Below are 12967 nucleotides of genomic sequence, written 5' to 3'. Positions count from 1 at the left end.
ACACGGGAATTTGCTGATCGGACTTGTTCGGCTTACAAGTGTACGCTAAAGTGCACCGTAAATCGAAGAGATGTGAATGAGGACTTTTGAATGAAACGTGCAGTGATCACTGGCCTGGGGATTGTTTCCAGCATTGGTAATAATCAGCAAGAGGTACTGGCATCCCTGCGGGAAGGCCGTTCTGGTATCACCTTTTCAGAAGAAATGAAAGAAGCCGGCATGCGCAGCCATGTCTGGGGCAATGTAAAGCTTGATACCACCGGCCTGATTGATCGCAAAATTGTGCGTTTTATGAGTGATGCATCTGTTTATGCTTATCTGTCGATGGAAGAAGCGGTTAAAGATTCCGGTCTAAGCGTAGAACAGTATCAGAACAACCCGCGTGTCGGCCTGATTGCCGGTTCAGGAGGTGGTTCTCCGCGTTTCCAGGTTTTTGGTGCAGATGCCATGCGTAGCCCGCGCGGCCTGAAAGCGGTAGGACCTTATGTGGTCACCAAAGCGATGGCTTCCGGGGTATCTGCTTGTCTGGCAACCCCGTTTAAAATCCACGGCGTAAACTATTCTATCAGTTCAGCCTGTGCCACTTCTGCACACTGTATCGGTAATGCAGTAGAACAGATTCAGTTAGGCAAGCAGGATATCGTCTTTGCTGGTGGTGGTGAAGAGCTGTGCTGGGAAATGGCCTGCGAATTTGACGCAATGGGTGCGCTGTCAACTAAGTATAACGAGACTCCGGAAAAAGCGTCCCGTACTTATGATGCTAACCGTGACGGCTTTGTTATCGCCGGTGGTGGCGGAATGGTTGTGGTTGAAGAACTGGAACATGCGTTGGCCCGTGGTGCGCATATCTATGCCGAAATTGTTGGCTATGGTGCGACTTCTGATGGTGCAGACATGGTGGCTCCGTCGGGTGAAGGTGCAGTACGTTGTATGAAGATGGCGTTGCAGGGCGTAGATACCCCGATTGATTATCTGAATACTCACGGAACCTCTACTCCGGTAGGTGATCTGAAAGAGCTGGGTGCGATTCGTGAAGTCTTTGGTGATAACACCCCGTCACTGTCTGCGACCAAAGCAATGACCGGACACTCTTTAGGGGCTGCCGGTGTGCAGGAAGCGATTTACAGCCTGCTGATGCTGGAACATGGTTTTATTGCGCCAAGCATTAACATCGAAGAACCGGACGAAGCAGCCAGCGGTATGAACATTGTGACTAAACCGACTGAGAAAAAACTGACTACTGTCATGTCTAACAGTTTCGGTTTTGGTGGCACCAATGCCACGCTGACAATGCGTAAGTATCAGGCATAAGCCCGATTGCATAGATGCAGAAAACCCGGCCCTGATTATAGGGTCGGTTTTTTTTATGCCGGTTCAGCGGCCACTATTTCAGGTATTCACTTACCAGCGCTACCCAAAAGCTGGCGCAGGGGACAATCAGCTGATCATTAAAATCATAACCCGGGTTATGCAGGGCACTGTAACCTTGTTCGTCACCATTGCCTGTCAGCAGGTAACAGCCACGGGGATTCGCTTCCAGCATATAGGTGAAATCTTCACTGCCCATTAATGGCGGAGTGTTAAGGTGGACTTTGTCTGCACCAAACCACCGGGTGGCAACTCCGGCCGCAAAGGCGGTCTCTTCCTGAGCATTGACCAGCACCGGACTGCCGTTTAACTGTTGGATACTGGCGGTGGCACCGAAACTTTCTGCCTGGGCCGTCACCAGTTGCCGGATTCTGGTCAGCACCTTATTACGCACTTCGGGTTTGAGTGCCCTGACACTCAGTTTCATGATAGCCGTATCATTGACCACATTTGGTGCATCGCCGGACTGAATACTGCCAATAGTAATCACCGCAGCATCTGCCGGAGCAACATTACGCGAAACAATACTCTGTAATGCACAACCGATCTGGCAGGCTACCAGTGTGGCATCGATACCGTTTTCCGGCATGGCACCATGAGCACCTTTACCAGAGACAGTGATTTGCAGGTTATCAGAAGAAGCCATAAAGGCACCGTCGGCGAAATAGAACTCACCTGCTTTCAGGCCAGGCATGTTGTGCATAGCAAAAAGGGCATCACAGGGAAAGCGGCAGAACAGACCATCATCTATCATTGCTTTTGCGCCACTGAGGGTCTCTTCAGCAGGCTGAAAAATCAGTTGCAGTGTGCCATTAAAATCGGGGTTCTCTGCCAGATAACGGGCTGCGCATAGCAGAATGGTGGTATGGCCGTCATGGCCACAGCCATGGAATTTTCCAGGCTGGTGGCTGCTCCATGTTTTACCACTATTCTCCTGAATCGGCAGGGCATCCATATCTGCCCGTAACCCCAGTCGTTTTACGCCCTGGCCCCGCCTGAGGGTAGCAACCAACCCGGTCCCGCCAATTCCCCGGGTCACAACATATCCCAACTTCTCCAGATAGTCGGCCAGCCACTGACTGGTGAGATGCTCTTCGAAGCCTGGCTCAGGGTGACGATGTAGCTGAGGGCGAATGCCGGTAAATTCCTCCGAAAGTTTTACGATTTCACGGGTAATCCTTTCCATTATGTTATCTCCGTTAAAAATGTAGGGGTATTGTAGGGCGCAGGGTGTTCTGTGTTATACAAAACGTGAGCTTTAATCATACTGCTCGGGGGCATCGGGCTGAGCCAGGCAGATAGCACGGGATGACCGTTATCCGATTTGATCTGTGCGGCGGCTGTGTCAGAATCGGTGATTCACTGGTTTTACCGGGAATGTCCGGTTCTTTCACGGGTTCTGTGTGCAGCACGGGGCCGGGATCTTAATGGAGTTTATTTGTCATGGCTGAAGCTGCGTTACCGGAAACAACTGCCTCAACACTACCGGTAGGAGTGACCTCCTTCTCGGTTTTTATTACCTACCTGACGGCCGGACTGGCACTCCCGGTCATTCCGTTGTATGTACATCAACAGTTAGGAATGAATGATGTCATGGTCGGTTTTGCGGTGGGGATTCAGTTTTTCGCCACCTTACTGACCCGTGGATTTGCCGGTAAGCGCGCAGACCAGCGAGGTGCGAAGCTGACAACTCTGCAGGGGATGTCCGTCATCATTCTGGTCGGGGTGGCTTATCTCTGTTCCGCATTACTGAACGGCTCAGTGGCCTTACAGTTTACCCTGTTAATTATTGGCCGGTTATTACTGGGATTTGGTGAAAGTCTGTTGTTTACCGGCAATCTGACCTGGGGCCTGGGTCTGATTGGTCCTAAGCGTTCAGGTATCGTCATGTCATGGAATGGGATGGCAATCTATGGGGCTCTGGCGGCTGGCGCCCCGTTAGGTTTACTGATCCAGCATCATTATGGTTTCATTGGCGTCAGCGCGGTAGCCACGCTGTGTCCTGCTGTGGCGCTGCTTTGTTGTTTCAGTGTCCGGTCAGTCCCGGTTTCCAGCGGTAACCGGCCGTCGCTGTTTAGCGTGGTCCGGCAGATCCTGACCCCGGGCGTGGTGCTGGCATTGCAGGGAGTAGGATTTGCCGTGATCGGTGCTTTCACTTCTCTCTATTTTGCGGATCGTCACTGGGGAAATGCTGGTTATACACTGACGGCCTTTGGATTATTTTATGTCGTGGTGCGTATCTTTTTTGGCGGCTTCCCGGACAAAGTTGGTGGTGTAAAGGTTGCTATGATTTCACTGGCGGTGGAAACCGTTGGATTACTTTTGCTCTGCCTGGGGACTCAGGAATGGATGGCGTTTGCCGGCGCCGCGCTGACAGGGTGCGGATGTTCACTGGTTTTCCCGGCAATGGGAGTGGAAGTTGTCCATAGTGTAGATGCCAAAGTCAGAGGGACGGCTCTGGGGTGTTTCTCAGCGTTCCAGGATATTGCCTATGGCATTAGTGGCCCAATCGCCGGGCTACTGGCCAGCGGATTTGGCTATGGCTCGGTTTATCTGGCGGGAGCCTGTGCCGCGCTGGCCGGTTTAATTATTTCTCTGCGGTTACTTTTTCAGGCAAACAACGCCCGCAGCCGCTGACAAGCCTCCAGTATTTCGGCCCGTTGCAGGGCCGAATAGCCCAGGATCCAGCCCTGTAATTTCTGACCACTGATAAACAGAGGGGAGACCGGAGGCAGAATGAGTCCGGCAGCCATTGCCTGGCGGGTCAGGACGGTTTCCTCTCCCTGTAGCAGTTCAACGGTTAACTGCAATCCCCCATCGCCAGGCATCACCCTTAGCCATTGACCAAAGTTTTGTTGCAGTTGTTCGGTCAGCAGCTGACGCCGGCTACCATACAGTTTACGCATTCGCCGCAAATGTTGAGCAAAATAACCTCGCCGGATAAATTCGGTAGTTACTGCCTGCGAGAGCTGCGGGGTATGTCCGTCGGTCAGGGTTCTCGCCCGGACCATACTGTCGGTTAATGATACGGGCAATACCATCCAGGCCAGCCGCAGCGACGGAAAAAGGCTTTTAGAGAAGGTTCCCAGATAAATTACCCGCTGCTGACGATCCTCTGATTGTAGTGCCGGTAACGTCGTATCCTGGTAATGGAACTCGCCGTCATAGTCATCTTCAACCAGCCATGCTCCATGTTGTTTAGCCCACTCCAGCCATTCTTTCCTGCGTGTAGAGCTCATCGACATACCCAACGGATACTGGTGAGCCACCGTCAGGTAAGCCAGTTTTGCAGCAATATCCGGAACCTGTGCCCCCTGATCATCCAGTGTCAGAGACGATAATTTTGCACCAGCGGCAAGAAAGGCATTGCGTGCTCCCGGATAACAGGCCTGTTCGGTCAGCACCTGATCCTGAGGATCAATCAACAACATGCTGATTAACTGCAATGCCTGTTGAGAGCTGTTCAGAATAATCACCTGCTGAGCTGTGCAATTTACCTGTCGTGAAAGCGCCAGATAATCGGCAATTACTGTCCGTAATTCGGGAAGGTCCTGAGGATCGCCGTAGCCAAACAATTTCAGATCCTGACGACGAAGTACCTCATCGTATAATTTTTGCCAGGCTGGAAAGGGAAATTCCCGCAGATCCGGAGAACCAGCAGCGAATGCGGCCGGAACCCGCGGATCCTCACATCCCCCGGTGGCCACAATTTGCCGGCCACGTTCTGACAGTGTTGGCAGAGAAAAGGGATCGTTTAGCGGACGATTGATTGTTCTGACCGATGTCGCGACAAAGCTACCTTTCCCCTGATAACGCACCAGATAACCTTCACTTTCCAGCTGGCTATAGGCGGCCTCTGTCGTCACCCGGGACAGTGACAGGTCGGCGGCCAACTGACGACTGGAAGGTAATTTCTGTCCTGCAGAAAGGTGTCCGCGGTGGATGGCCAGGCGCAGAGTCTCACATAATCGCTCGCGATGGCCACGGCCTGGTAAATTGTCAAATATCACCAGCCAGGGGGAGGGTGGTAGCATAGTGGTCTTATCTGCCTGCCAGAAGTGGTATTAGTGGTCTTGCTATCCTGCGGTAATCTGAACTCAGTTAGCAAGGAGAAAAATGATGAACTTTAATCTGTCAGCTGTTGCCCAACCGAGCCAGTCAGTCGAATATTTACAACGTAAATTGGCATTTTACTCAGATGCCTGGGATCTGGCGGAGGATGTGCAAAAGGGTAATCCGGGGATTGTCGTATTGGATGTCAGGTCTGAAACGCACTACCGGCAGGGACATATCACTACCGCGCGGAGTTTTCCTCATCGCACAATGACCGCAGAGACGCTGGCACAACTGGATCCGTCATTACTGTATATCACTTACTGTGATGGTATCGGCTGCAATGGTTCGACAAAAGGTGCATTAAAACTGGCTCAGGCGGGTTTTTATGTGCGTGAGTTGATTGGCGGACTGGATTTCTGGAAGCGTGATCAACATCCGGTGACAACCGGGGAACTCCCCGGGGAGTGGCCGTCATCACCGGCGGATAAAGAGTGTGGATGTTAGAACAGCCACAACAGCAGAATAATAACCAATACCAGCAGGATAACCAGCCAGCTACGGGGTATACGTGACCAGTAACTGGCTGGCGCCGGCGCGGGAATATCGGCAGTCAGTGGCCGGGGGTTGGTCACGGACTCTTTTTTCCCGGCCAGAATCAGCTGTTCTGCCCGTAAACGAAACAAACGATGCAACACATCCTGAGCCTGAACTTCAGTCAGAGGTTGGGTAGCGACTGAAGGGAATTGCTGCTCGCAGTAACCTGTCAGATGCTGAACCTCTGTTTCAGATGGCGGTTGTTTCAGCGATTTTAACAACGCCGGTAATGTTAGCGGCAGAGTCTGGCTATGGGTAAGTAATGCAATTCTGGCCTGCAGATACTGGTTCATCAGTGGATAAAATCGCGATGGAATCGGATCACCATTTTTTAATGAAATCAGGCTGAACAGCTGTTGCCAGACTGCCGACGGAGAACCGCCACCGGAAATGGTTAGTTTAATCACCTGTTGTTGCAAATTCTGATGTTCAGCCGGAAGCAATGTACGATCCGTCGTGCGTATTTGTTGCGGCTGTGGAATATCCATCTGACCGTTTTGCAGCATGGTCAGTACCTGTTGCAACTGGGGCTGGGTCAGTGAGCTCAGCACGGTCTGGCCAAAATTCTGGCGGATAAAATGACTCACGGCCTGACGATTATTTCCTACCGGCAGCAAGTCTGTCAGTTGCTGGAGTAGAATTCTGGCTGAACGGGCATTTTTTTCCTGAATAAGCCGTCCGGTCAGCCATTGCTCTGCGGCGGGAAAGTGGCTGGAAAGCAGTTCATTGTCATGCTTTACACCCGACTGATGGCGGATACCTGCCCATAGCTCAGCCGGCTTCAGAGAACTGATGGCCATAATCCGGACAATAATACGTTCCAGCGCAGTTCGCTGGGCAGTCGTCAGTGCAGCCGGTGATGCTGGAGTATGAGTTTCCCGTGAATGGGCAGAAGGCGTTGTTTCGCCAGTGACCCCGGATGGGCCGCGGAGTGGTTGCATGACAAACATTCCAGCAAGTAGAGAAAATTCAGCCCGGGGTTAGCCGGAGTATCAGCCAGTATGATAACAATCCCCCTGAGAAATCCCAAGGGATAAGCAGGGAGATTTAGTTAAACATATAACAGAAAGTGGCTAACGGGGCAGATTTTGTCCGGCCCTGCGTCCGAGTGGGGTTCGTAGTCGCTGAGCAAGCACTACTCCGGCCAGAGTTAATATGCCGCCGATCCAGTGCCAGCTATGCAATTTCTCATGCAGAAATATAATCGCGATAATGGCGGTAAAAACCGGAGAAAGGTTCAGAAAAATGCTGGCTGTATTGGCGCCAAGACGAACGACCCCCTGAATCCATAACCACGGGGCCATGACGGAGGCAGGGATCGCAGCATAAAGCACCAACGGGATGCTATGAACGGTTAAGGCAATATTCGGGGTGAGTAAAAAGCCCGGAATGAGCAGCAGTACTGCAAACAGGATCTGAACATACAGACTTTGCCACTGTGGCAGATTCATCGACCAGCGTTTGGTGAGCACACCATACAACGCATAGGCCGCAGCAGCCACAATCATCATCAGCTCTCCGCTGCCTAATCCATGAGTAAACAACTGTTGTGGGTGGCCCTGACTGATAAGCCAGGTGAGTCCGGAAAAGGAAAGAATTGCGCCAAACACGATACCCAGCGTCGGTGTCAGTCTCAGTATAAACAGGCTAAATATAATCGTGAGTAACGGAATACTGGCGACAATAATCCCAATAAACAGGGCACTGACTGTTCGTGCCGCGTAATAGGCCAGGCTCTGATACAACACCATCCCCAACGCCCCCCAGAATCAACAGGTTTTAACCATTCACGTGACAGCGCTGCACGGTTACGGATCACTGAAGGTAAAACGAATGGCGTCAATATCACTAACGCAATAATCCAGCGATAAAAGGATATCGCCTCCGGAGTAATCACACCTACCGTCAGTTTGCTAACAATAGAGTTGATCGCCCAGATAATCACGGCGCCGAGGGGGAACAAAAAATTCATAACCAGTCCTTCAACAGAATATCAGTGCAGTCTCCCGGGTATGACCGCCTTAGAGTGTTTAACAGAGTCGGTTAAGATGACGGACAAGAGACACTAAGGCAAGCGATTCACCGCACAAACGCCGGATGTTTTCCGGCAGGCTTTATGACAGAATATCTTTATAATTCCGGTTCAACAGGACAAAGTCAGTGAAAATTGTTGTTGATGAAAATATGCCGTATGCCCGCGAACTGTTCAGCCGGCTCGGCGATGTGATTGCAGTGCCAGGACGAACAGTCTCTTCAGCAGAACTGCGGAGTGCAGATGCATTGATGGTGCGTTCGGTCACCCGGGTGAATCACTCGTTGTTGGAAGGGACCCCGGTAAGTTTTGTCGGTACCGCGACAGCGGGTCAGGATCATATCAACACTGCGGATTTACAGGCACAGGGTGTGGCTTTTTCTGCCGCGCCAGGTTGTAACGCTATTGCGGTGGTTGAATATGTGTTCTCAGCACTGCTCGCCCTGGCCGAACGAGACGGCTTCCTGTTGACGGATCGTACTGTTGGTATTGTCGGGGCCGGTAATGTCGGTGGGCGGTTACAGCGCCGACTGGAAGCGGCTGGCATTAAAACGCTGATTTGCGATCCACCTCGCGCTGATCGTGGTGATGAAGGTGAATTTCATTCGCTGGAAACACTGGTCCATGAAGCGGATGTTCTGACCTTCCACACGCCATTATTCAAAGACGGACCTTATAAAACTCTGCACCTGGCAGATCAGGCGCTGCTGGAACAACTCACTGAAGGTACCATTTTGATTAATGCCTGCCGTGGTCCGGTAGTAGATAACCAGGCACTGCTGACTGTTCTGGAGAACCGCCAGGACCTCTCGGTGGTACTGGATGTCTGGGAACCCGAGCCTGAGTTGTCGTTAGCGTTGCTGGACAAGGTGGATATCGCAACGGCACATATTGCCGGCTATACCCTGGAAGGGAAAGCCCGCGGAACTACCCAGGTTTTTGAAGCATGGTCAGCCTTTATCGGTCAGCCACAACAGGTCCCCTTAGCTGAGTTACTGCCTGTCCCGGATATTCGCCAACTGACCCTGCGGGGAGAATGTGATCAGGCAATGCTAAAACGTCTGGCACATCTGGTGTATGATGTGCGCCGTGATGATGCCTTGTTACGTGCAGTTGCTGATAAGCCAGGGGAGTTTGACCGCCTGCGTAAGCAGTATTGGGAACGCCGGGAATGGTCCTCTTTACAGGTGGATTGCGACAATGCAGACACCGCAGAAAAACTACGCTTACTGGGTTTTAATGCAAAGTTTACCGGTAATTGCTGAGTTTTTTGGCTATCACTACCTCTTGTTCAGGCGGTGGATCTCACCGCTTTATTTTTTGTTTTCTGGAGTAAACCAACATGTCTGACGGCTGGAATATCGCTCTCTTAGGAGCCACTGGTGCAGTGGGAAGTGCTGTACTGGAGTTGTTGACGGAGCGTCAGTTCCCGGTTGGTGAGTTATTCTTATTAGCCAGCGAAAACAGTGCCGGAGAGTCGGTGCGGGTGGATGGAAAAAACCATCTGGTACGTTCTGCAACAGACTTTGACTGGGCACAGGCGCAGCTGGCGTTTTTTGTGGCCGGCAGTGAAGCCTCTGCACAATATGCTGAGCAGGCTGCCAGCTCCGGGTGTCTGGTCATTGACAGTAGCCCTTTGTTTGCCCTGGAGCCAGATGTACCGCTGGTTATCGCTGAGGTTAATCCTCAGGTATTAGCCGATTACCGAAACCGTAATATCGTCAGCGTGGCGGATAATCTGGTCAGCCAGTTATTATGTGCGATTAAGCCACTGGCGGATGCGGCAGGGGTCGGTCGTATACAGGTCACTAACCTGCTATCGGTCTCCAGTCACGGTAAAGCCGCGGTGGACGGGTTGGCAGGGGAAAGTGCTCGTTTGCTTAATGGCGTACCGGTTGATGAACATTATTTTGGCCGACAACTGGCGTTTAACCTGCTGCCGTTAGTGCCGGATGAGCAGGGGAGTGTGGCGGCAGATCGCCGGCTGGTGGATCAGGTTCGAAAAATCCTGCAGGACGAAGGGTTGCCGGTGTCGGTCAGTTCCGTCCAGGCCCCCGTGTTTTATGGTAATGCCCAGAGCGTACAGCTGGAATGTCTCAGACCTTACTCGGCGGACGAAGCTCGCAATGATCTGGCAGTGTCCGGAGATATTCTGCTGAGCGATGAGGGTGAGTTTCCGACCCCAGTGAGTGATGCGACCGGAAGCGGTCAGTTGTGCATTGGATCGTTACATAACGATTATGGGATCCCTGAACAACTGCAATTCTGGTCAGTGGCCGACAATATTCGTTTCGGCGGAGCACTAATGGCAGTGAAAGTTGCTGAACGGCTGGTGCAGGAGTATCTGTAACCATGTCTGAAGTGAAGACACGTAAGCTGGCGCTGGGTATCGAATATGACGGTAGCCGTTATTACGGCTGGCAGCGCCAGCCAGAGGTCCGCAGTGTGCAGGGATATCTGGAGCGGGCATTAACTACCGTAGCTAACCATGAGGTTAACGTCTTTTGTGCCGGCCGTACTGATGCGGGTGTTCATGGCACCGGTCAGGTGGTTCATTTTGAAACCAGTGTACAGCGGCCGGACAGTGCCTGGACTTTGGGGGTGAATGCTAATTTACCCAAAGACATTGCGGTACGCTGGGTGAAAGAAGTGGCCGATGATTTCCATGCCCGGTTCAGTGCGACTGCACGGCGCTATCGCTATATTATTTATAATCAGCGATTGCGCCCGGCAATCCTCGATCAGGGAATCACTCACTTTTATCATCCGCTGGATGAGGCTGCTATGCACCGTGCAGCGCAGAGCTTATTAGGCGAAAATGATTTTACTTCATTTCGTGCGGTACATTGCCAGTCCAAAACCCCGTGGAGAAACATCAGTCATATTCATGTGTGGCGCCAGGGGGCCTTTGTGATTGTCGATATTAAAGCCAATGCATTTGTACATCATATGGTGCGCAATATCGTCGGCAGTCTGCTTGAAGTAGGTTGTGGTAACCAGCAGGAGTCATGGATGGCGGAATTACTGGCAGCAAAAGACCGTAAACTGGCGGCAGCTACAGCCAGGGCGGAAGGTTTATATCTGGTCTCGGTGGATTATCCGGCTAAGTTCGAACTGCCGGATGTCGAGCCTGGTCCGTTATTTCTGACCGGCGATGATTTATTCTCAGGTAAAGGATAAGCATTCATGGAGTACATCCATTTTATTATTGATTTTATTCTGCACATCGATGTTCATCTGGCACGGTTGGTCGCGGATTACGGAGTCTGGGTTTATGCCATTTTGTTCCTGATCATTTTTTGTGAAACAGGTCTGGTGGTGACTCCGTTCCTGCCGGGTGACTCCCTGCTATTTGTAGGGGGGGCTCTGGCGGCACTCCCTGGCAATGATTTAAATATTCATTTGCTTGCGCTGTGTATTATTGTGGCTGCTATTGCAGGAGATGCAGTTAATTACACCATCGGGCGGTTGTTTGGCGGTAAACTGTTCAGCCGGGAAGATTCAAAGATCTTTCGCCGTAGCTATCTGGATAAGACCCACGCATTTTATGCAAAGCACGGTGGCAAAACGATTATCCTGGCGCGTTTTATCCCGATCATTCGGACGTTCGCGCCGTTTGTGGCCGGAATGGGTAAAATGTCTTACCGCCACTTTGCATTGTTTAACATCGCCGGGGCGATTGCCTGGGTAGTATTGTTCAGCTATGCCGGTTACCTGTTTGGTGATTTACCGGTGGTGCAGAAGAATCTTAATTTGCTGATTGTTGCTATTATTGTTATTTCGGTCTTGCCCGGCATTATCGAAGTCTTGCGGCATCGCAGACAGGCAGCACGGAAAAATTAGTTTTTCCTGCAGGCCTCAGACGGTTAAACCAGATTTTTATCCACAGTGTGGGCGGGTTGTGGTTTAATGGGCGTCATTTACCGGCTGTTGGATAAAAATTCAGCAGAAATAAAACAACTGGATAACCCAGGTTCAAACAGAAAGGTCATCAATGAGCTGGATTGAACGCATTCTTAATAAAAGTAATGTTACCCCAACGCGTAAAGCGAGTATTCCTGAAGGGGTTTGGACGAAATGTGATAGCTGTGGCCAGGTGCTCTATCGCGCGGAGTTAGAAAGGAATCTTGAAGTCTGCCCTAAATGCGATCATCACATGCGTATGCATGCCCGTGATCGTTTAGCGTCATTTATGGACCAGGGGACGACAGTTGAACTGGGCAGTGAGCTGGAACCTAAAGATGTTCTGAAGTTCCGCGACCAGAAAAAATACAAAGATCGTCTGTTGGCCGCACAGAAAAGTACCGGCGAGAAAGATGCACTGATCGTCATGAAAGGTGAGTTGCATGGTATGCCAGTAGTGGCTGCCGCGTTTGAATTTTCCTTTATGGGCGGGTCAATGGGCTCAGTAGTGGGAGCGCGTTTTATTCGTGCAGCAGAGCAGGCTCTGGAAGATAATTGTCCTCTGATCTGTTTCTCTGCCAGTGGTGGCGCGCGTATGCAGGAAGCATTGATGTCGCTGATGCAGATGGCTAAAACCAGTGCTGCGTTGGCAAAACTGCGTGAGCGCGGGCTGCCGTACATTTCGGTACTCACCGATCCTACTATGGGTGGAGTTTCTGCCAGTTTTGCGATGCTGGGCGATTTAAATGTTGCTGAACCCAAAGCACTGATTGGTTTTGCCGGCCCGCGGGTTATCGAACAGACGGTTCGTGAAAAATTACCCCCTGGCTTCCAGCGCAGTGAGTTTTTGATTGAGAAAGGGGCGATTGATATGATTATTCGTCGTCCTGAAATCCGTTTCAAAATCGCCGGATTACTGGCAAAAATGATGAATCTGCCGGCACCTTTGCATGACGGTATTCAGTCTGAACCTGAGACTGAAACGGAGCATGACGAGACCTGACAGTAATGATA

11 protein-coding genes and 1 pseudogene are annotated in these 12967 nt (G+C 51.4%); 8 read left to right on the top strand and 4 right to left on the bottom strand.

All coding sequences use genetic code 11. The annotated features are described in order from the left end of the window. Positions 1 to 90: 90 nt before the first annotated feature. Positions 91 to 1311 carry a beta-ketoacyl-ACP synthase I gene (gene fabB, locus HA49_RS07885; RefSeq protein ID WP_038021826.1) on the top strand — a complete coding sequence of 407 codons (1221 nt, stop codon included), beginning with the start codon at positions 91 to 93 and terminating at the stop codon, positions 1309 to 1311. A 73-nt stretch (positions 1312 to 1384) separates the two neighbouring features. Here the strand turns inward: fabB and HA49_RS07880 are convergent, their stop codons facing one another. Then, positions 1385 to 2554, bottom strand: coding sequence for a M20 aminoacylase family protein (locus HA49_RS07880; RefSeq protein ID WP_038021823.1), 1170 nt, complete (start codon positions 2552 to 2554; stop codon positions 1385 to 1387). Positions 2555 to 2811: 257 nt separating this feature from the next. On the opposite strand from HA49_RS07880, the gene HA49_RS07875 reads away from it, so the two are divergent. Beyond that, complete coding sequence (locus HA49_RS07875) at positions 2812 to 4005, top strand: arabinose transporter (RefSeq protein ID WP_038021820.1); 1194 nt, start codon at positions 2812 to 2814, stop codon at positions 4003 to 4005. Here the strand turns inward: HA49_RS07875 and pdxR are convergent. Further along, on the bottom strand, positions 3978 to 5402 hold the full coding sequence (gene pdxR / locus HA49_RS07870; RefSeq protein WP_038021818.1) for a MocR-like pyridoxine biosynthesis transcription factor PdxR: 1425 nt from the start codon (positions 5400 to 5402) through the stop codon (positions 3978 to 3980). The genes HA49_RS07875 and pdxR overlap by 28 nt on opposite strands. 82 nt (positions 5403 to 5484) lie before the next feature. On the opposite strand from pdxR, the gene HA49_RS07865 reads away from it, so the two are divergent. After that, on the top strand, positions 5485 to 5928 hold the full coding sequence (locus HA49_RS07865) for a rhodanese-like domain-containing protein (protein WP_038021815.1): 444 nt from the start codon (positions 5485 to 5487) through the stop codon (positions 5926 to 5928). Here HA49_RS07865 and flk read toward each other — a convergent pair. Further along, positions 5925 to 6959, bottom strand: coding sequence for a flagella biosynthesis regulator Flk (gene flk, locus HA49_RS07860; protein WP_038021812.1), 1035 nt, complete (start codon positions 6957 to 6959; stop codon positions 5925 to 5927). The two genes, HA49_RS07865 and flk, sit on opposite strands and share 4 nt — an antisense overlap. A gap of 132 nt (positions 6960 to 7091) precedes the next feature. Then, positions 7092 to 7990, bottom strand: a pseudogene (locus HA49_RS07855) (DMT family transporter). Between the two features lie 188 nt (positions 7991 to 8178). Here HA49_RS07855 and pdxB point away from each other — a divergent pair. The 5 genes from pdxB to accD all read left to right on the top strand — a co-directional run bounded on the left by pdxB (position 8179) and on the right by accD (position 12956). Continuing rightward, complete coding sequence (gene pdxB, locus HA49_RS07850; protein WP_038021807.1) at positions 8179 to 9315, top strand: 4-phosphoerythronate dehydrogenase PdxB; 1137 nt, start codon at positions 8179 to 8181, stop codon at positions 9313 to 9315. Between the two features lie 77 nt (positions 9316 to 9392). Further along, positions 9393 to 10400, top strand: coding sequence for an aspartate-semialdehyde dehydrogenase (locus HA49_RS07845; RefSeq protein ID WP_038021805.1), 1008 nt, complete (start codon positions 9393 to 9395; stop codon positions 10398 to 10400). Positions 10401 to 10402: 2 nt separating this feature from the next. After that, positions 10403 to 11230, top strand: a complete 828-nt coding sequence (gene truA, locus HA49_RS07840; RefSeq protein WP_038021802.1) for a tRNA pseudouridine(38-40) synthase TruA — start codon at positions 10403 to 10405, stop codon at positions 11228 to 11230. 6 nt (positions 11231 to 11236) lie between these two features. Continuing rightward, positions 11237 to 11893 carry a DedA family protein gene (locus HA49_RS07835; RefSeq protein ID WP_038021800.1) on the top strand — a complete coding sequence of 219 codons (657 nt, stop codon included), beginning with the start codon at positions 11237 to 11239 and terminating at the stop codon, positions 11891 to 11893. Positions 11894 to 12044: 151 nt separating this feature from the next. Then, on the top strand, positions 12045 to 12956 hold the full coding sequence (gene accD / locus HA49_RS07830; protein ID WP_038021798.1) for an acetyl-CoA carboxylase, carboxyltransferase subunit beta: 912 nt from the start codon (positions 12045 to 12047) through the stop codon (positions 12954 to 12956). Positions 12957 to 12967: the final 11 nt, after the last annotated feature.

The organism is Tatumella morbirosei (assembly GCF_000757425.2).
Taxonomy (GTDB): Bacteria; Pseudomonadota; Gammaproteobacteria; order Enterobacterales; family Enterobacteriaceae; genus Tatumella; species Tatumella morbirosei.
This window is presented reverse-complemented; position numbering and strand designations above follow the sequence as displayed.

Coding starts and splice junctions, on each gene's coding strand:
- truA (WP_038021802.1), top strand. CDS start 10,403: ATGTCTGAAGTGAAGACACGTAAGCTGGCGCTGGGTATCGAATATGAC.
- HA49_RS07880 (WP_038021823.1), bottom strand. CDS start 2,554: ATGGAAAGGATTACCCGTGAAATCGTAAAACTTTCGGAGGAATTTACC.
- HA49_RS07875 (WP_038021820.1), top strand. CDS start 2,812: ATGGCTGAAGCTGCGTTACCGGAAACAACTGCCTCAACACTACCGGTA.
- pdxR (WP_038021818.1), bottom strand. CDS start 5,402: ATGCTACCACCCTCCCCCTGGCTGGTGATATTTGACAATTTACCAGGC.
- fabB (WP_038021826.1), top strand. CDS start 91: ATGAAACGTGCAGTGATCACTGGCCTGGGGATTGTTTCCAGCATTGGT.
- flk (WP_038021812.1), bottom strand. CDS start 6,959: ATGCAACCACTCCGCGGCCCATCCGGGGTCACTGGCGAAACAACGCCT.
- accD (WP_038021798.1), top strand. CDS start 12,045: ATGAGCTGGATTGAACGCATTCTTAATAAAAGTAATGTTACCCCAACG.
- HA49_RS07835 (WP_038021800.1), top strand. CDS start 11,237: ATGGAGTACATCCATTTTATTATTGATTTTATTCTGCACATCGATGTT.
- HA49_RS07845 (WP_038021805.1), top strand. CDS start 9,393: ATGTCTGACGGCTGGAATATCGCTCTCTTAGGAGCCACTGGTGCAGTG.
- HA49_RS07865 (WP_038021815.1), top strand. CDS start 5,485: ATGATGAACTTTAATCTGTCAGCTGTTGCCCAACCGAGCCAGTCAGTC.